Source organism: Lacticaseibacillus huelsenbergensis, from assembly GCF_029726355.1.
GTDB classification, from domain to species: Bacteria; Bacillota; Bacilli; order Lactobacillales; family Lactobacillaceae; genus Lacticaseibacillus; species Lacticaseibacillus casei.
Map to the genome: position 1 here is coordinate 2,076,394 of NZ_CP120687.1, position 20,107 is coordinate 2,096,500.

11 protein-coding genes, 2 tRNA genes and 3 rRNA genes are annotated in these 20,107 nt (G+C 47.3%); 14 read left to right on the plus strand and 2 right to left on the minus strand.

Annotation, left to right across the window (positions count from 1 at the left end; translation table 11 throughout):
* Entirely contained in the window at positions 1-1,029 is a 1,029-nt protein-coding gene (locus LHUE1_RS09595) for a glycosyltransferase family 4 protein (RefSeq protein WP_277848361.1), read from the plus strand.
* A 12-nt stretch (positions 1,030-1,041) separates the two neighbouring features.
* The gene (locus LHUE1_RS09600) at positions 1,042-2,061 is read left to right on the plus strand and encodes a lysylphosphatidylglycerol synthase transmembrane domain-containing protein (RefSeq protein WP_277848362.1); all 1,020 of its coding nucleotides are present in this window, start codon (positions 1,042-1,044) and stop codon (positions 2,059-2,061) included.
* 134 nt (positions 2,062-2,195) lie between these two features.
* On the opposite strand, the gene LHUE1_RS09605 is transcribed toward LHUE1_RS09600, so the two are convergent.
* Complete coding sequence (locus LHUE1_RS09605; RefSeq protein WP_049172859.1) at positions 2,196-3,368, minus strand: pyridoxal phosphate-dependent aminotransferase; 1,173 nt, start codon at positions 3,366-3,368, stop codon at positions 2,196-2,198.
* A gap of 166 nt (positions 3,369-3,534) precedes the next feature.
* Here LHUE1_RS09605 and LHUE1_RS09610 point away from each other — a divergent pair, with 166 nt between their 5' ends.
* The 8 genes from LHUE1_RS09610 to LHUE1_RS09645 all read left to right on the plus strand — a co-directional run bounded on the left by LHUE1_RS09610 (position 3,535) and on the right by LHUE1_RS09645 (position 12,758).
* Entirely contained in the window at positions 3,535-3,810 is a 276-nt protein-coding gene (locus LHUE1_RS09610) for a YkuJ family protein (RefSeq protein WP_010493839.1), read from the plus strand.
* 493 nt (positions 3,811-4,303) lie between these two features.
* A complete protein-coding gene (locus tag LHUE1_RS09615) occupies positions 4,304-6,400 on the plus strand; it encodes an LTA synthase family protein (protein ID WP_049171180.1) in 2,097 nt (698 codons plus the stop codon).
* Between the two features lie 301 nt (positions 6,401-6,701).
* Complete coding sequence (locus LHUE1_RS09620; protein ID WP_025013988.1) at positions 6,702-7,163, plus strand: Fur family transcriptional regulator; 462 nt, start codon at positions 6,702-6,704, stop codon at positions 7,161-7,163.
* A 473-nt stretch (positions 7,164-7,636) separates the two neighbouring features.
* Positions 7,637-9,206, plus strand: a 16S ribosomal RNA gene (locus LHUE1_RS09625).
* Positions 9,207-9,425: 219 nt separating this feature from the next.
* Positions 9,426-12,343 (plus strand): 23S ribosomal RNA (locus LHUE1_RS09630).
* Between the two features lie 120 nt (positions 12,344-12,463).
* Positions 12,464-12,580: ribosomal RNA gene (gene rrf, locus LHUE1_RS09635) — 5S ribosomal RNA — on the plus strand.
* Together the 16S, 23S and 5S rRNA genes with 2 tRNA genes alongside form the textbook arrangement of a ribosomal RNA operon.
* A 7-nt stretch (positions 12,581-12,587) precedes the next feature.
* Positions 12,588-12,660 (plus strand) — tRNA-Asn (locus LHUE1_RS09640).
* An 8-nt stretch (positions 12,661-12,668) separates the two neighbouring features.
* Positions 12,669-12,758: transfer RNA gene (locus LHUE1_RS09645), tRNA-Ser, on the plus strand.
* Positions 12,759-13,026: 268 nt separating this feature from the next.
* Here the strand turns inward: LHUE1_RS09645 and LHUE1_RS09650 are convergent.
* The gene (locus LHUE1_RS09650; RefSeq protein ID WP_279280244.1) at positions 13,027-14,922 is read right to left on the minus strand and encodes a SpaA isopeptide-forming pilin-related protein; all 1,896 of its coding nucleotides are present in this window, start codon (positions 14,920-14,922) and stop codon (positions 13,027-13,029) included.
* Between the two features lie 516 nt (positions 14,923-15,438).
* Between LHUE1_RS09650 and LHUE1_RS14430 the strand changes: the two genes are divergently transcribed.
* From LHUE1_RS14430 to LHUE1_RS09670, 4 genes are all read left to right on the plus strand, one after another.
* Positions 15,439-15,798 carry a hypothetical protein gene (locus LHUE1_RS14430; RefSeq protein ID WP_277848342.1) on the plus strand — a complete coding sequence of 120 codons (360 nt, stop codon included), beginning with the start codon at positions 15,439-15,441 and terminating at the stop codon, positions 15,796-15,798.
* A complete protein-coding gene (locus LHUE1_RS09660) occupies positions 15,795-17,939 on the plus strand; it encodes a WxL domain-containing protein (protein ID WP_449273587.1) in 2,145 nt (714 codons plus the stop codon). Before LHUE1_RS14430 ends, LHUE1_RS09660 begins: the two co-directional genes overlap by 4 nt.
* Before the next feature lie 86 nt (positions 17,940-18,025).
* Positions 18,026-19,036 (plus strand): DUF916 and DUF3324 domain-containing protein, encoded by a 1,011-nt coding sequence (locus LHUE1_RS09665; protein WP_241484798.1) that lies wholly within the window; start codon positions 18,026-18,028, stop codon positions 19,034-19,036.
* Positions 19,033-20,079, plus strand: a complete 1,047-nt coding sequence (locus LHUE1_RS09670) for a DUF916 domain-containing protein (RefSeq protein ID WP_277848343.1) — start codon at positions 19,033-19,035, stop codon at positions 20,077-20,079. The genes LHUE1_RS09665 and LHUE1_RS09670 overlap by 4 nt, the downstream gene beginning before the upstream one ends.
* Positions 20,080-20,107: the final 28 nt, after the last annotated feature.

Sequence of the window (20,107 nt, forward strand, 5' to 3'; positions counted from 1 at the left end):
ATGATCGTTATTAACATGTTTTCGTCCGCTAATAAAGTGGCGGGGCAAGGCGTGGGAGCAGTCTACACAGAATTAATGGGGCTGCTCAAGCATGACTTTGCCAATGAGTTTCAAATCAATGTGAATCGTTATACGCGCAGTGACATTAGTCATTATCATACAATTGATCCTAAGTTTTACGCCTCAACCTTTTCCAAAAAGCGAGGTCGAAAAATCGGATTTGTTCATTTTGTTCCCAGCACGTTGGATGCCAGCTTAAAGTTGCCGCGAGTTGCGCGGTGGACGCTTGATAAATATACGCTTGCCTTTTATAAGCGGATGGATGAATTAGTCGTAGTCAATCCCAATTTCATTCCGAAATTGGAAGCTTATGGGATCAGTCCCGAAAAAGTGACGTATATTCCGAATTTTGTTTCGCAGCGGACGTTTCATCCGGTGTCAGCCGAGAAACGGCAGGCATTGCGGCATGCAAATGGGTTTAAGCCCGATGACTTTGTGATTTTTGGTGCCGGTCAGGTGCAAGATCGGAAAGGCGTCGGTGATTTTATCAAATTGGCCCAAAAGAATCCTGACTTTCGGTTTGTATGGGCTGGCGGATTTTCATTTGGCCGGATCACTGAAGGCTATGAACGGCTTAAGCAGGCAGTAGCCAATGCGCCGGCAAACCTGGACTTTACCGGCATTATGCCGCGGGAAACCATGATTGATTACTATAACATGGCGGACCTGTTTCTTTTGCCGTCTTTTGAAGAGCTGTTTCCGATGTCGGTGGTTGAAGCTTTTGCAACCGGTACGCCGGTTATGGTACGTGATCTTGAGCTTTACCAGCAGATCATCACCCCTTATGCCATTACCGCGGCTGATGTCGATGATATGCAGGCGCGGATTCGGGCCTTGGCGGATGACCGGGAGTTGTTGGCAACTTATGCGACTAAAAGTCATCAGGCAGCGCAGGTTTATGCGGAAAGCCGCCTTGAAAAGATCTGGCACGATTTCTACGTAAAGCAAGCCGCGTTAGGGAAGCAATAGCCGAGGAGTTATATGACACGGAAGAACAAACTGGCCGTCCTAATCATGGTTCTGATTGGCGCCGGCATTTTTATTTACGAAGCGCGTGATTTGAATGGCGCCAAGCTGGTGCACGAGTTATTATCACTTGATCTCAAGTGGTTGCTGGTGGCCTTTTTGCTCATGTTCGGCTCATGGATTGTCGAAACGTTTGTCGTCCAGATTTTTATCAAGAACGGGACGGATACACTGGATTTTAAGACGGCGCTGCGGGTTCCACTTGTCGAACAGCTATTTAACGCGATTACGCCAATGGCTTCTGGCGGTCAGCCGGCTCAGTTATTTGCGCTGATGCAAAGTGGCGTTGAGGCCGGTCGTGCGAGTTCGGTGCTCTTGATGAAGTTTGTCGTGTATCAATTTATGGTCCTGATCAATTTCATCTTAACGTTGGTCATCGGTTTTGATCAGGTTTCCAGACATTTCGGCGCGCTGGCTTTATTTATTGTGTTCGGCTTTGTCATTCATGTCATCGTGATTGTCGGTTTGTTGATGGTGATGTACTATTACAAATTTACCAAGCGGCTGGTCAGACTCATCATGGTGCCGGTTGGCTGGTTTGTGAAGCCGGAAAGAAAACTGGCGATGCAGACCGATCTTGATCATAAAATCGATACGTTTTATGCGGAAAGTCTGCATTTAAAGCGGGAAAAAGTACGCGTGATCAAGGCTTGTTTACTGACGCTGGTGCAGCTGTTGCTTTATTATGCGGTGCCGTATTTTGTTCTTCTGGCACTCGGGGTTAATCACGTCAGCATTGTTGAGGTGATTGTTCTGCACGTCATGATCGTTATGATCGTCAGCCTGTTCCCGATTCCTGGCGGTGCTGGCGGTGCGGAATACAGCTTTAAGACGCTGTTTGCGACGTATGTTGCCTCGCCGTCCAAGTTGGTGTTAGGGATGTTATTGTGGCGTTTTTTAACTTATTATCTCGGCATGATTTGCGGCATCATTGCGATGGCCTTACCACCCAAAAAGTCGGATAAGGTTTCCTGAACATCAGGTGTTGCGCTGCGGTTTGCGCCCAGCGACTCAGACAAATCAAAAGTGACGTTAGAGACATGAATCAAGATTGCCTCTAACGTCACTTTTTTAGGTGCTGTGCTCAGTCAGTACATTTTTGGCAGCAATCAGGCAGTGCGACTGGCGATGAAAGCGCGCAGCCGTTTGACCGCTTCTTTAAGGTCGTCCATTGAGGCGGCATAACTGATCCGGATGTAGCCTTCACCACCAGGGCCGAATGCAGTTCCTGAAATCAGGGCCAGCTTCTGTTCATTGGCTAGCGCTTGGGTAAATTCACGCGAATGCATATGAAGCCGTTCGGGAATTTTGGCAAAAAGGTAAAAAGCACCATCAGGGCGGGCCACTTCAAAGCCCATTTGAATAAGGGCAGCATAAACAAAATCGCGCCGTTTGATATAGGCTGCCTTCATGACCTGGGCATCGTCGGCACCATTCGTTAAGGCTTCGATGCCGGCACGTTGCGCAATGGTAGTTGCAGCAGTAACGAGATACTGGTGCACCTTTTTGGCTTCAGCGATTAAGTGACGCGGACCCATCAGGAAACCGATGCGCCAGCCGGTCATGGCGTGGGATTTAGATAAGCCGTTGACGACGAATGTCCGATCGTAAGCGTAACGCCCCATTGAAATATGGGTAGCGTCATAAGTTAACTCAGAATAAATTTCGTCACAAATAATATAAAGGTCGTGTGCTTCGGCAATCGAGGCGATGGCCTTAACTTCGGCGGCGTGGTAGGTCACGCCCGTGGGATTGCTAGGGTAATTCAGGATGATACCCTTAATTTTGGCATCAGGGTTGGCAGCAATGGTGGCCTCGATGAGTTCCGGTGTCAATACAAAATCGGTTTTGCTGGTGTCGATATAAATCGGCGTTACATGATTCAAGGTTAAAAGCGGGATGTAGCCGGGGTAGATGGGGGAAGGCACCAGGATCGCATCACCAGGATCGCTAATCGTGGTAATCGCTGTTGCTAAGGCTTCAGTCGCGCCCACGGTCACCAGGATTTCATCCGCGGCATCATAATCCGTTCCATACTTAGTTTTGAAGAAATGCTGGGCCGCTGCCCGTAATTCAGGGTCACCAACCATGCCGGTGTAATGGGAATAGTTTTCCTGAATGGCTTTGATACCCGCCTGTTTAACGTGTTCTGGTGTGTTAAAATCAGGCTCACCCAAGGTCAATTTCAAAATGCCGGGAATTTTACTGACGCTTTCGTCAAATTGCCGGATTTCACTGACCTCAATCGCCGGTAATTGTTCATTTAGTGGTTGCAATATCATACGCGCGCTCCTTATATGTAGGTTGCAAATAGCATAGTCCATTTACCCGTCGTCGCGCAACGTTATCAAAGCGGATAAAACTGCAATTTGAAGTGATATTTCTCCCACAGAGGCGGCGGTTTATGCTAAGCTATTTCTTGAAATAGGAAAATTAGGAGGCCATTTTATGAAACAATCACAGCTCGTGGCCATCATCAAACGCCTCGAAGCCATGCAGACAGGCGACGGCGAGACACAGTCACGCCGCTTCGAAAAAAATGGTGATGAAAAGGGCCTCGTGACATACGATCCCAAGACCGAAACTTATGAACTCGAAGAACTAGGAACGCACCAGACTTTCCAGTTTGACAACATCGATCTTGCGGCCATGGAAATCTATGATCTGATGGATTTTGATGAAGACGAGGACACTAACGATACTAACGACAGCGACCAGGCATAAGTCTGAGTGCTGAACGAGGCGGACTTGAAAGGGTTGGCCTCTTTTTTATGTGAGCGTGAGCAGGAGCGCTTAGAAATCGGAGTGTAAGTGGCCTCAAGCCTAAATGGCTGGGTTTTGCCATTTAGGCTTGAGGTCCTTACACGTAGATTTCTGCGACTGCGAACGCGTTATAGAAAGCGAAAATCAATTAGCTTTTTGCCTCTAATAGAACAATCCCCAGTAAGAAATCATCGGCCATTGCGCCAAGACCCTTACAATGCAGACTTCTGCGCCAGCAAACGCGTTACAGAAAGCAAAGTTTTGCATGCACACGCGCCGTAAATAATACAACACCTGTTCTGCAGCATATCCGGACGTCCCATTTTAAGGCTTCTTTAAGATTGCCCATAATTAAGCTTTAATCAACGGTGAACATTTGTCTTTTGAGAAACAAGCGGTTATCCTAGCGAATGTGCTATACTTTTGACATTAAACAATGACTTGGAGGCTCCAAATGAACCAGATCGGCACTAAACTTCGAGGTTTTTTCAATACAAGACTCGGCTTTTTGGCCCTTGCCATTGTCTTATTCTGGGCAAAGACGTACTGGGCATATCAAGCCAAATTTAACTTGGGAGTCACCGGCAGCTTTCAACATCTGATTTTGGCGATTAATCCCATCCCGACAACGCTTTTTCTTTTTGGCATTGCTTTATATATGTCCGGACGAAAATCGTATGTCACGATGCTGGTGATTGATTCATTGACGTCTGTTTGGCTTTTTGCCAATGTGCTTTATTATCGGGAATTCTCAGACTTCTTGACGTTTGCGTTGATCAAAGGATCGGGAGCAGTTTCCAATAACTTAAACAAAGGGATCATGGGGATTGTTCAACCAACGGATTTCCTGGTTTTTGTTGACGTTGTGGTTTTGATTTTGTTGCTGGCGTTTAAAGTGATTCGCATGGATATTCGCCCGATCAAAAAACGGTTTGCTCTCGGTGTTTCGTTGCTGGCGGTATTGATGTTTGGCGCCAACTTGGCGATGGCCTACAGCGATCGTTCCGGTTTGCTGACCCGGACATTTGATAACAACTATATCGTCAAGTATCTCGGTTTAAACGCCTACACAGTTGTTGACGGCGTTAAGACAGCAAAAAACAGTGCCACCAAAGCTAATGCCGATTCCAGCGATGTTAAGTCAGTGTTGAACTACTTAAACAAAAATCGTGTTGCCCCCAATGCGGAATACACAGGTGTGGCAAAAGGCAAAAATGTTTTTATCATCCATCTGGAGAGCTTGCAGCAGTTCATGATCGACTTCAAATGGGATGGCCAAGAAGTCACGCCAAACTTGAATAAGCTGTATCACGAATCTGATACTTTATCGTTTGATAACTTCTTTAATCAAGTTGGCCAAGGTAAAACCGCGGATGCCGAAATGATGATGGAGAACTCATTATTTGGCTTACCTGAAGGCGCAGCTATGGTGACAGATGGCACGACCAACACGTTCCAGGCAGCTCCGGCTATTTTGGATCAGCATGGCTACACGACCGCTTCATTCCACGGGGATGTACCAAGCTTTTGGAATCGCGATAATACGTATAAGTCTTGGGGGTATGATTACTTCTTCTCGAAGAATTACTTCTCAAGCGGTAAGAATTATGACGTGGGCTATGGTCTGAAAGACAAGATCTTCCTTAAAGATTCGGCTCAATACATTGAACAGCTACCTCAGCCGTTTTATGCCAAAATGATCACGGTTACCAACCATTATCCGTATACTCTAGATAAGGCCAACCAAACGATCAGTAAAACCGATACAGGCGATGACACGGTAGACGGGTATGTGCAGACAGCGCGCTATCTTGACGAAGCCATGGGTGAATTTTTCAATTGGTTAAAAGAAACCGGATTGTATGATAAGTCAATGATTGTGTTATACGGCGACCACTATGGGATTTCCAACAACCATAAAAAGGCGATGGCTAAGTTAACCAACATCTCCGGCTTTAATGACTATAACAACGCCATGTATCAACGAGTGCCGTTTATGATCCATATGCCAGGACTCAAAGGCGGCATTAATCACACGTACGGTGGGGAAATCGATGCGTTGCCGACCATTTTGAATTTACTTGGTGTCAAGGATAACAACACTGTTCAATTTGGTTCTGATTTGCTCTCACCAAACCATCCACAAACAGTTGCATTCAGAAACGGGGATTTTGTGACGCCTGACTTTACCAAGGTGGGAAGTCAGTACTTTAACACCAGCACTGGCAAGAAGATCAGCAAACTATCAGCCAGTCAGAAAAAGACAGTTGATGCGGCTACCAACCGCGTGACGACTGAACTTTCCTTGTCAGATCGCGTGATTAACGGCGACCTTCTCCGATTCTATACGCCAAGCGGCTTTAAAAAAGTCGATCGCAGTGACTTTTCGTATAAGTTAACCGATACGAAGAAGAAGCTCAAAGCTGCCCAAAAAGACGGTACGAGTCTGAAGGCACAAAATAAGGGTAAGTCTACGGTGGATGAATACAAAACCGATGCGCCCGAACTTAAAAGCAGTAGTGATGACGATAGCAGCGATGACTCAAAGTAGTCACGATGATTATGGTTTAGCAGTGCCCACTGAGGCGCTGCTTTTTTCAATTGACAGCCTGTCTTCATAGGGGCGCTTTGTAATGTGTAAAGGTGACAATATGATCAAAGCACTTGGCCAAATTAGATGTATCAGGGTTGTCGCTGAGGGATAGTCCGTTTTGGTGTACACAAATTCATGCGTGAGTCTTAAGTATCTAGTACTGAGAAATTCTAAACTTTTGTAAGTAAAGGTTGTGCTACATTAGAAAAAGGCGTACAAGTTTACTAGATGATAATGTTTATAAATTAGGAGGTTGGCGATGAATCAGGCAGTTTATAACAAGACAATTAACTTGCTCAAAGCAAAGCAGATTCGGGTCACACCACAGCGTGAAGCGATCATTTCATACATGATCGACAGCACTGCACATCCGACAGCCGAGATGATTTATGCAAAGCTTTCACCGCAATTTCCGCATATGAGTGTTGCCACGGTGTATAACAATTTGCGTCTGTTGGTGGACCTTAATCTAGTTGAAGAAATGTCTTCCAATGATGCGGCAACACATTTTGATTTTCCAATTGAACCGCACTACCATGCGATCTGTACAAATTGTGGTAAGATTTTTGACTTTACCTACCCAGGAGTGACAGACGTTGAAGCCGTTGCTGCCAAAGAAACTGGATTTAAGGTGAGCGGCCATCACCTTGAAGTCTACGGTATTTGTCCTGATTGCCAGGTTAAATTGGGTATGAAGCCAGCAAAGCAGCATACAAAGTGAACAATAATTTGCATCGAAAAAGTTAAGTTATTTCAGTTTATGCGGTTTTCAGGCCTAACCTGATTGCCGCACTTTTTGATTTTGCAAGAAAAGTTGTGAGTGAGTGGATACTTTTCCTTTGTGACAAGCATTTTACGACCATGAATCATGCAGATATTTTGAGAAAAATGCTTGCGCGCCGACGAGGTTACTGGTATTATATTATTGCTGTCAAAAACCGAACTTTCTTTTTAGAAAGTGATAGAAGGCGCTTCATAATCTTGTTGTGAAGCTGATTAATAAAAAGTGTTGACACTCGTTTGTTGGCATGATAATCTATCAAAGTTGTCTTTTGACAAGATCGTCCTTTGAAAACTGAACAAAGTTTCGTTTAAATGTGCAGGGTCCTTGATACTCCGGTATCGAGGCAAAAAGTAACATTTGCGAAGTCAATTCGCTAGAACAACAAATCGAGCTATTCGAACAGCTCATATTTATATGAGAGTTTGATCCTGGCTCAGGATGAACGCTGGCGGCGTGCCTAATACATGCAAGTCGAACGAGTTTTGGTCGATGAACGGTGCTTGCATCGTGATTCAACTTAAAACGAGTGGCGGACGGGTGAGTAACACGTGGGTAACCTGCCCTTAAGCGGGGGATAACATTTGGAAACAGATGCTAATACCGCATAAATCCAAGAACCGCATGGTTCTTGGCTGAAAGATGGCGCAAGCTATCGCTTTTGGATGGACCCGCGGCGTATTAGCTAGTTGGTGAGGTAACGGCTCACCAAGGCGATGATACGTAGCCGAACTGAGAGGTTGATCGGCCACATTGGGACTGAGACACGGCCCAAACTCCTACGGGAGGCAGCAGTAGGGAATCTTCCACAATGGACGCAAGTCTGATGGAGCAACGCCGCGTGAGTGAAGAAGGCTTTCGGGTCGTAAAACTCTGTTGTTGGAGAAGAATGGTCGGCAGAGTAACTGTTGTCGGCGTGACGGTATCCAACCAGAAAGCCACGGCTAACTACGTGCCAGCAGCCGCGGTAATACGTAGGTGGCAAGCGTTATCCGGATTTATTGGGCGTAAAGCGAGCGCAGGCGGTTTTTTAAGTCTGATGTGAAAGCCCTCGGCTTAACCGAGGAAGCGCATCGGAAACTGGGAAACTTGAGTGCAGAAGAGGACAGTGGAACTCCATGTGTAGCGGTGAAATGCGTAGATATATGGAAGAACACCAGTGGCGAAGGCGGCTGTCTGGTCTGTAACTGACGCTGAGGCTCGAAAGCATGGGTAGCGAACAGGATTAGATACCCTGGTAGTCCATGCCGTAAACGATGAATGCTAGGTGTTGGAGGGTTTCCGCCCTTCAGTGCCGCAGCTAACGCATTAAGCATTCCGCCTGGGGAGTACGACCGCAAGGTTGAAACTCAAAGGAATTGACGGGGGCCCGCACAAGCGGTGGAGCATGTGGTTTAATTCGAAGCAACGCGAAGAACCTTACCAGGTCTTGACATCTTTTGATCACCTGAGAGATCAGGTTTCCCCTTCGGGGGCAAAATGACAGGTGGTGCATGGTTGTCGTCAGCTCGTGTCGTGAGATGTTGGGTTAAGTCCCGCAACGAGCGCAACCCTTATGACTAGTTGCCAGCATTCAGTTGGGCACTCTAGTAAGACTGCCGGTGACAAACCGGAGGAAGGTGGGGATGACGTCAAATCATCATGCCCCTTATGACCTGGGCTACACACGTGCTACAATGGATGGTACAACGAGTTGCGAGACCGCGAGGTCAAGCTAATCTCTTAAAGCCATTCTCAGTTCGGACTGTAGGCTGCAACTCGCCTACACGAAGTCGGAATCGCTAGTAATCGCGGATCAGCACGCCGCGGTGAATACGTTCCCGGGCCTTGTACACACCGCCCGTCACACCATGAGAGTTTGTAACACCCGAAGCCGGTGGCGTAACCCTTTTAGGGAGCGAGCCGTCTAAGGTGGGACAAATGATTAGGGTGAAGTCGTAACAAGGTAGCCGTAGGAGAACCTGCGGCTGGATCACCTCCTTTCTAAGGAAACAGACGTTAAGTCTGACGGAAACCTGCACACACGAAACTTTGTTTAGTTTTGAGGGGACGACCCTCAAGCACCCTAGCGGGTGCGACTTTGTTCTTTGAAAACTGGATATCATTGTTGTAAATGTTTTAAATTGCCGAGAACACAGCGTATTTGTATGAGTTTCTAATATAGAAATTTGCATCGCATAACCGCTGACGCAAGTCAGTACAGGTTAAGTTACAAAGGGCGCACGGTGGATGCCTTGGCACTAGGAGCCGATGAAGGACGGAACTAATACCGATATGCTTCGGGGAGCTATAAGTAAGCTTTGATCCGGAGATTTCCGAATGGGGGAACCCAGTACACATCAGTGTATTGCCTGCAAGTGAATTCATAGCTTGTTGGCGGCAGACGCGGGGAACTGAAACATCTCAGTACCCGCAGGAAGAGAAAGAAAACTCGATTCCCATAGTAGCGGCGAGCGAAGTGGGAAGAGCCCAAACCGAGAAGCTTGCTTCTCGGGGTTGTAGGACTGGACATTGGAGTTACCAAAGTTCGACGTAGTCGAAGTCAGCTGGAAAGCTGCGCCATAGAAGGTGAAAGCCCTGTAAGCGAAACGGCGGACCCTCCGTCCAGGATCCTGAGTACGGCGGAACACGTGAAATTCCGTCGGAATCCGGGAGGACCATCTCCCAAGGCTAAATACTCCCTAGTGACCGATAGTGAACCAGTACCGTGAGGGAAAGGTGAAAAGCACCCCGGAAGGGGAGTGAAATAGTTCCTGAAACCGTGTGCCTACAATTAGTCAAAGCCCGTTAAGGGGTAATGGCGTGCCTTTTGTAGAATGAACCGGCGAGTTACGTTTGCCTGCGAGGTTAAGATGAAAAGTCGGAGCCGGAGCGAAAGCGAGTCTGAACAGGGCGAATGAGTAGGCAGATGTAGACCCGAAACCAAGTGACCTACCCATGACCAGGTTGAAGGTGTGGTGAAACACACTGGAGGACCGAACCCATGTATGTTGAAAAATGCTGGGATGAGTTGTGGGTAGCGGTGAAATTCCAAACGAACTTGGAGATAGCTGGTTCTCTCCGAAATAGCTTTAGGGTTAGCCTCGGAGGATGGATCATGGAGGTAGAGCACTGTTTGAACTAGGGGCCCATCAAAGGTTACTGAATTCAGATAAACTCCGAATACCATCGATCTTACTCCGGGAGTCAGACAGTGAGCGATAAGGTCCATTGTCGAAAGGGGAACAGCCCAGATCACCAGTTAAGGTCCCTAAATTTATGCTAAGTGGAAAAGGATGTGGCGTTGCACAGACAACTAGGATGTTGGCTCAGAAGCAGCCACCATTTAAAGAGTGCGTAATAGCTCACTAGTCGAGTGGCACTGCGCCGAAAATATACCGGGGCTAAGCATAATACCGAAACTGTGGGTGCACCCGTCAGGGTGCGCGGTAGGAGAGCGTTCTAAGGGCGTTGAAGGTCGATCGTGAGGACGGCTGGAGCGCTTAGAAGTGAGAATGCCGGCATGAGTAGCGAAAGATCAGTGAGAATCTGATCCACCGTATGACTAAGGTTTCCTGGGGAAGGCTCGTCCTCCCAGGGTTAGTCGGGATCTAAGGCGAGGCCGCAAGGCGTAGTCGATGACAAGCAGGTTGAGATTCCTGCACTAGTTTATTTTGTTTAAGCGATGGAGGGACGCAGGAGGCTAAGGAAAGCGCACGGCTGGAAAAGTGCGTCCAAGCCGCAAGTCTGGTGGCGAGTGAAATGCTTGCGACCATAAGGACAAGCGGTGATGGGGAGCGAAATTAAAGTAGCGAAGTTCCTGATGTCACACTGCCAAGAAAAGCTTCTAGTGAGAAATAAACTACCCGTACCGCAAACCGACACAGGTAGTCGAGGAGAGTATCCTCAGGTGAGCGAGCGAACTCTCGTTAAGGAACTCGGCAAAATGACCCCGTAACTTCGGAAGAAGGGGTGCTGACCGCAAGGTCAGCCGCAGTGAATAGGCCCAAACAACTGTTTATCAAAAACACAGGTCTCTGCTAAATCGAAAGATGATGTATAGGGGCTGACGCCTGCCCGGTGCTGGAAGGTTAAGAGGATGAGTTAGCGCAAGCGAAGCCCAGAATTGAAGCCCCAGTAAACGGCGGCCGTAACTATAACGGTCCTAAGGTAGCGAAATTCCTTGTCGGGTAAGTTCCGACCCGCACGAAAGGCGTAATGATTTGGGCACTGTCTCAACGAGAGACTCGGTGAAATTATAGTACCCGTGAAGATGCGGGTTACCCGCGACAGGACGGAAAGACCCCATGGAGCTTTACTGTAGCTTGATATTGAGTGTTGGTACCGCTTGTACAGGATAGGTAGGAGCCGTAGAGATCGGAACGCTAGTTTCGATGGAGGCGTTGGTGGGATACTACCCTAGCTGTATGAACACTCTAACCCGCGCCACTAATCGTGGCGGGAGACAGTGTCAGGTAGGCAGTTTGACTGGGGCGGTCGCCTCCTAAAATGTAACGGAGGCGCCCAAAGGTTCCCTCAGAATGGTTGGAAATCATTCGCAGAGTGTAAAGGTAGAAGGGAGCTTGACTGCGAGACTGACAAGTCGAGCAGGGACGAAAGTCGGGCTTAGTGATCCGGTGGTTCCGCATGGAAGGGCCATCGCTCAACGGATAAAAGCTACCCTGGGGATAACAGGCTTATCTCCCCCAAGAGTCCACATCGACGGGGAGGTTTGGCACCTCGATGTCGGCTCATCGCATCCTGGGGCTGTAGTCGGTCCCAAGGGTTGGGCTGTTCGCCCATTAAAGCGGTACGCGAGCTGGGTTCAGAACGTCGTGAGACAGTTCGGTCCCTATCCGTCGCGGGCGCAGGAAATTTGAGAGGAGCTGTCCTTAGTACGAGAGGACCGGGATGGACGTTCCGCTGGTGTACCAGTTGTGCCGCCAGGCGCATCGCTGGGTAGCTATGAACGGAAGGGATAAACGCTGAAAGCATCTAAGTGTGAAGCCCCCCTCGAGATGAGATTTCCCATTCCTATATGGAAGTAAGACCCCTGAGAGATGATCAGGTAGATAGGCTGGAAGTGGAAGTGCAGCGATGCATGGAGCGGACCAGTACTAATCGGTCGAGGACTTAACCAAGTAAGAGCGTGAAGCGGCGCGGTTGCGCCGGTGAACGCGTTTCGATGAAATACGCCGATTCTCAGCAAAGCAAACCAGCAACAATGATAGCCAGTTTTGAGAGCGCAAAGTTCTCATAAGTGTGGTGGCGATAGCAAGAAGGATACACCTGTTCCCATGCCGAACACAGAAGTTAAGCTTCTTCACGCCGAGAGTAGTTGGTGGGAAACTGCCTGCGAGGGTAGGAAGCTGCCACGCTGTTTATTCCGGTTTAGCTCAGTTGGTAGAGCACCTGACTGTTAATCAGGTTGTCGTCAGTTCGAGCCTGACAACCGGAGTTTTTTATGGAGAGTTGTCCGAGAGGCTGAAGGAGCATGGTTGGAAACCATGTATACGGGTTTTACCTGTATCAAGGGTTCGAATCCCTTACTCTCCGTTTTGTTGTCTCTACATACTTTCCAAAAGAACCCGAAATGCTGATTCGATAGCATTTCGGGTTTTTTTTTTGCCCTATTTTGATTGTTTTAAACTTTCGGTGCACAAGCTGTGCACAAATCGAGATCCTTCAGGTATTTGCAACAGCTAGTTTACTGATTATTATATCAATTTTGTGTAAAGTGGCTACGTTTTAAACGTTACTTTAGTCCAAGATCAATGATAACAGCCTCATTATGGCATCATGGCAATTTTCCGCTTAGTTCAATCTACTTGCGAACTTTAACGAACAGGACAACGCCAATTAATGTTAGAAAGCTACCTAACATGGCGGCAGCGATTTTCAGGCGTTCGCCAGTGTCCGGCAGACGACGCTGATTTTGAGAATGATTCGTGCCTCCGGGCTGGTTGTTAGATTTGGATAGCAGCTCGGCACTTGAATTAGAAGAATCACTTATGGATGTAGAAGGCTCTGACCATGTTGACGGGTACTTGGGTCTTGAGGTAGAAGAACTGCTTACAGATGTGGGGGACTCTGACGAGGTAGATGGCAGCTTGGAACTTGAATTAGAAGAATCACTCACCGATGTGGAAGGTTCTGACGACGCGGACGGATCCTTGGGTCTTGAAACAGAAGGATTGCTTACTGATGTGGAAGGTTCTGACGAAGTGGATGGGCCTTTGGGTCTTGAAGCAGAGGAATCACTTACTGATGTAGAAGGCTCTGACGATGTTGACGGGCGCTTAGGTGTTGAGGTAGAGGGATCACTTACCGGTGTGGAAGGTTTTGATGAGGTGGATGGGAGCCTTGAACCTGATTCAGAAGGCTTGCTTGCAGACGCAGAAGGCATGGATGAAGTCGAGGGTTTAACTGGTGGCGGGGTCACGGAAGCTTGGTCGTTTGCTTGAATGGTGACTTGCGGGTGTTGGATATTAATTGTAAAGGGTAACGGCGTTTGGTTGCGTTCGTAGCCATTAGGTGCTTTTGTCTCAACAAAGTAATAGCTGCCAGCCAATAATTGACGAACCGTTAGCTGGCCCTGGGTGTCGGTTGTTAGGTTTGCGTGAACCAAGGTGTGATTGGCACGGTAAAGTGCAAAAACCGCGCCTGTTAACACCTTTTTGGGTTGGTCTTGATCACGTTTGGTTAGTGTGACTTGGCCAACTTTACCGTTACCGCTGCCATTATCTGTCCACACGATTTTGCCTTTTGCGTTTGTTGGCAAACCGCTGCCTTGATTCTGGCCTTCAGCAGATACTTGATTTGTCCACGTTGTCGTTTGGGCAAAACTGGTTGGGTTTGGATTTGTCCATAAATCAATCTTAATGGTTTGATCGATATTACCTAGTTCAATTTTAATTTGGTTGCCGGTGATTTGATAATTCGGATTTATGGTGCCGCTTTGGTGGAACGCTCCTTGGGAATAGCTGCCAGTTTCAACTTGGATTTTTCGAGTGGCGTCAAAAGTTTGACCACTGCCAAGGGTGTCATTGAGAACTAGGTGGTTAACTTGGACCATTTGGGGATTGACGGTAATTTCCCACTGCAGAATCTTAGGTCGGCCAAGGCTATCGACATACTGAGCTTTTTCAGCTGCTGAAGCATTAGCGGGTGGCAGGACTGCCCATCCTGATTTAGCAATATACCAGCCGACTTGATGATGCTCATGGTCATCATATGTACCTTGGGCAGTAAAGGTTAAAGTACCAGTTCGCCCTACAGTGGAATGACTGAAGAAGTCGGTGAACGTCAAAAGAGCTGTTTGGCTGCCTGCTTTAGCGGAAAATTTGCCGATAACGGCGCCTGTTTTGGGATCTTTCACTGGAAAACTAAGATCGGTTTGAATGACGACCGTGGCCGGTAAGTTAACTTTTGCCATATCGCCAGCCGCAATGACAATTTGGTCGGGCACGCGCCAATGGTAATTAAGGGTGTAGATGAAGTCTTTGGAAAGTTTAGGCTCACTGGTGACATCATGGCCATTCATATCGGTAATCGTCGCATCGTTGCTATTCAATCCAATCATCGGAATACTTTTGTCAGCACTCGTGGTTGCAGCTTTGCTTGACGTGAATGCCAAAGACGAAACCAACAACGAAAAAACAAACAAGATAACAAAGAACCGACGTGAAACGCGGTTGCCTTCACGACTTTGACTTTGCACGGGAACACCTCCAGTCAATTTCTATTAAATAAATTATAACATGATGACATCTGCTTGATTGATTGCTTTCGCACAATGTATCGCTAACCTCCATATAAAGGCGTCAAACGGATCAGTTTTATAAAATTACTTATTTAGCAATCAACTACTCACAAGAAGCTTAACTGACAGTCAGTAATTATGAATAACTGAAATTTAGGCGAGTACGGTGACTGTTACTATTTGTCTAAAACTCAAAAAATGAACATAACGAGTCAGAAACAATAAAAAAGCAATTTGGAGCTTGCAATATTCACATAAAAATTAAAAACACGGTGTTTTCATAAAAGTTTATGGCCTTAATAGTTTATTTGGGAAACCAGAATATAAAAACGGGTATTATATTAACTTATAAGTTATGAAATATACATAATATTATGTTGTCGATGTTTAACTGTCTTGTTATAGTTATCGTACGGTAAGATTCGATAAAAGAAAACGCTTTTAGGAATTGTTGAAAAGTTGGGGGTGAAGTGGGTGAAACGTGTACTGACGATTGCTGGGATTTTCGTTGCGATGCTTTTTATGTTATTGTTTCCGATTCAAAAGGCCGTAGCGGCGGATGATGATATTCCACCTGATTCGGGTATTCCAGATTCTGCATTAAAGGCGCCGGATTACTTTTTCAAGAGCACGGCAAAGCCGGAATATAACCAGAACCGTTCGTCTTTTAGTACAACTTATCCGCAAGCATTGATTGTGACTGGGTCAGCGAATTATCAAAATTGGCAAATTGGTGGTATGTGGAGAAACAGCGGATTGATCTTAACAGCGCCTTTACCTACGAGACTGCTCATTACTTTGGTTCGCGGCCTGGTTATGATGCAGACGGGATGACGTTTACTTTGCAAAATGATCCTGAAGGTATTGCCGCTTATGGTGCGCCGGGCGGGGGCTTAGGCGCGTATCCGTGGTCCAGAAGCGGTCCGCCGAAGCAGGAGTTGATCAGCCACTATATTCAAAATGCACTGTCTATTGAAATGGATAGTTACTGGAGCGGCGATACGGCTCAATTTGATGATATGTATGATTATGATTATCCCAATACCAAAATGACCGGCCATTTAGGGGTCGTTCGACCGGGTGAGACCCCATTGACCACCAAAACATCTAGAGACGTTGGGCATCTTCAATATGTTCCCTTAACGGATGCGACGAAACTTTCGAATGGTAAGTTTCGCCCGTTTACAGTTAAATGGACCCCATCGGTAACTTACAAAGATGGGGTGCGAATTCTGGGTGGCGATCTTCAATACTATATGGATGGTAATCCGGCAGAGGGAAGCATTTTTAGAATTAACAACGTATTGGATTACTTCAAATCAGACAAGGTGCTTTTCGGTTATACCGGTTCCAGCGGTACGCATCCGACTTTCCAAGCAGTGGCGTTGCTTAAGATGCCGCAAAATGCCCAGCCGGTGACTGTTAACTTTGTAGACACGGCAGGCAATGCAATCCAAGATCCGCTCACGATTCCCGGCGATCCGGGAAATCAGTGGGATGCGGCTAAGCGGCGGCCGGAGTGGATTCACAAAGGCGACGACTGGTATCAGTACACAGGTAAATATACGGCGAATACGCCAGATCAAAAGGATGCCGGAACGTTTTCAGCCACTGTCCCGTATACCGTGACCTATCAATATGAAGCCCGCCGACCCCCGTTGAGTTATGTCTTGAAAAAGGCGGTTCGTAACGATACGGCTGGGGAAACGGATTTTAAAACATCAACTAACGCAAAAGACGGTGATCTGGTCACTTATGAGCTGACTTACACCAATTTGCTTGGCGGCACCACTGGTAGCATTAAAGACCAACTTGACGCCAACCACACTTACCAAAATGGCTCCTTACAGATGGCCAACGCTGACACAGGCGGCGCGTTTAAACCATACACTGCGGCTGAAGAAAATTTTAAAACCAATCATACGATTCCATTCCCTTACACCATTAAAGACGGCGACAGTTTTAAGATTCGGTTTACTGCCAAAATTGCCCGCCAAGATACTGCTGAAACGATTCTTAATCAAGCGTCGGTTGGCGGTTCCGGGAGTGATCAAATCACCTCAAATCAGACCACGATTCATTTACCGGCCACAACCGGTAAAGTTACTTTCAGCTATGTGAATCGGGCTAGCGATATGGCTAAGCCGGAAGTGATCGCACCTGAAGTGACAGTCACGGGCAAAATCGGGCAGAAAGTTTCAGACGTTGATGCTAGCGCAATTCGGCCTAAAGCGATTAAGGACTGGACCGTCATTGATCAGGCCAGCAGCTCCGACCTTACCCAGGCAACGTTTGATCAAGCTGCAGTTGTCGATCCGGTTTTCAATAAGGAAGAAACTGTGATCACTTATCGGTATGAGAAACCGATGCTGAAATTGACGGTTGACCCGTCGTTGGATTTTGGTGATTTTGACACCAACAGTGTTGATCGGACCTATTACATTGGCGAGAATCAGGCAAAAACCAAACAGAAATTGCCGTTTGGGGTCACGATTGAAGATTATTACGGGGTTTCCCAATGGCAACTTAGTGTTCAGCAAAATGGACAATTCACTTCGGAGGTAAAACCTGACAGCCAAAATCCTGATTTGCACGTGTCGCATACATTAGATAATGCCACATTGCATTTTCTGAATCCGCGGCTGCAACACACGATGGTTTCCGGACCGGCCTGGGCGCAACAAGACAATTTGATTTATAAAGCACCTGATGACTTTGCTTTGGATCCAACAGCTACAAAATCCACTGTCTTGGCTGCAATTGATAAGCGAGGTCATTATCTCAAGGACGATGCTGAACAAGCCGAAGCAACCGGCACCCAGTATGACAATAGCGGGGCAAGCACGTGGCGATTGAATTTCGGGGACGCTGACAGTGCCCCAACAAGTGTCGGTCTGCATGTACCAGCAAGCACCAAGCGTTACCAGGCACACTACAAAACAACGTTGACCTGGAATCTGTCGATGTTGCCGTGAGGGTCGAGTTGGCCAACCTGCCGCATTTGGTTAAAGCGGCAAGCGAGGGGGAATGAGGTTTGAAATGGAAAAAGTCGTGGTACGGCATGCTGCTTATTTTGGGGCTTGTGTTTTTTGGAACCGTACCACAACGCGTGTTTGCAGAAAACGAAAGTGAAAAGACTGATTTTGAAGTGCAACCGGTTTTGCCCGATGCCCAAACCAATACCCAGTTAAATTATTTTGACTTGGTTTATCCAAAAGATTCCACCCATACCATTCAAATGCGGGTTCAGAATTTTTCAGATAAAAATATTACGGTGGCCAGCGACTTGCGCAATGCCTATACGCAAGATGGTGGCGGGATTGAATTTACGCCTAAGACCAGTGATTTGGATCCGAGCTTGAAACATCCATTTACAACGGTGGCAACGTTAGACCGCGGCAGTGCCACGATTAAACTGGCGCCTAAGCAGATGAAGGTTATCACTGCCACGATTACCATGCCTAAGACCAATTATGACGGGATGATTTACGGTGATTGGCATTTCATTGAGCGGGTGGATAAAGGCAAATCAGGCAGCACGGCGATCGGTTCGAACTATGCTTATTCAGTCGGTGTCGTTTTGCGGGGACAGAACTATGAGGTCTTCCCGGATGTTAAATACGACGAAACCAAACCGATCTTGTTTCAAAAGCATCCGGCGTTAGGGGTGACCCTGCGCAATGTTGAACCGATGGCGATCTCACAGGCAAAAGTCAACGTTAGTATCGGTGCCGATCAAGGCGAGGTTCGCACTTACCAGGCCAGCAACGTCATGATTGCGCCAAATTCAAAAATGGTTTTCCCTGTCTCTTGGAGTTACGACGAGATGAAGCCGGGGACTTATCACATTAAAGCAACGATAAAGGGCCTGAGTACTTACAATCGTTTTCCAGTGAATTGGACATTTAAGAAAACCATGAAGGTGACGACTTCGCAGGCCAAAACCGTTAATGAACGGGCAATAAAAAAGCCGGTTAACCACTGGCTCTATGCCACCATCGGCAGCGGCGTGCTGTTGCTAGCGAGTTCAGGGGCGCTGTTATGGGTGCTTAAACTGAGGCCAAAGTCATGAAAAGGCGATTACGCTGCCAGCAATTGGCATTCATTGCGATGTTACTTGCGTGTTTGTTATTTAGCGGTTATCAGATAAAAACAGCGGTTGCAGCTGTCAATACCCCTCAACAGACGCTTATGGTGGCGCCTGTTATTCCCAACGATAATCAGGTTAAAAAAGCGGCAGGATACTATGAGCTTCAATTGCCGAAAATCGAAGATCGGACGATTACCGTACAAGCCTATAACGCCAGTGCAAAAGCTTTAACTGTCGGGGTATCGATTCTCGACGCCCAAACCGGAACTAACGGGGTTGTGCAGTATGTCAAACCCAAACAAGTGAATCGGCAGTATTTAACCATTGCTGGCAGTGACCTAGTCAAAACGCCAGCGCAGATCACACTTGCACCGGGTGAGACAAAGGATGTACCGGTTGTCCTAAAAGCGAGTAAGGCCCGGCCAAAAGGCACTTACCTGTCTGCTATTCATCTAATCGCACTGACACCTACCGACACGGCCAACGTTCGTCAGCGCATTGCGTACACCATCGGGCTGGTTTTGCATCAAGGACGTGATTCCCAAAGTCTAAAGGCGCTGCGCCTAAAGCAGACGAGTTTAGTCAAAAGGTCATCCGGATTTCAGTTGCGCTACCAGTTTCTGAATCCAGAGCGCCATTTTTTAAAAGATGCAACGGCATCCGTGCAACTGACCAATGCCTCCAGTCGCTTTTTCTCGCTTAAAATGCAGCAGCCGTTGTCACGGATCGCGCCTCAGACTCAGTTTGTGATGACGCACGATATTCAAGGGCAAAAACCTGTATCCGGTCAATATCGACTGGTTGCGGAAATTAAACAGGGACGCCATTTAAAGACCATCACCCAGTATGTGCGCATTACCGGTGATGGCAAACTAATCGCCGGCTCGCGCATCGCATTTCGCCTGGCGCAACAAAAATGGAATTTGCTGAAGGTTGCGATCGTCATCGTGGTGTTGGGCATCATCGGTTTTGTCCTTTTCCGCTGGCGTCAACACCGTAAAGCCAAAAAATCGGCTGAGATCTGATCGTAACATGCAACAAAGGAGGTGATGC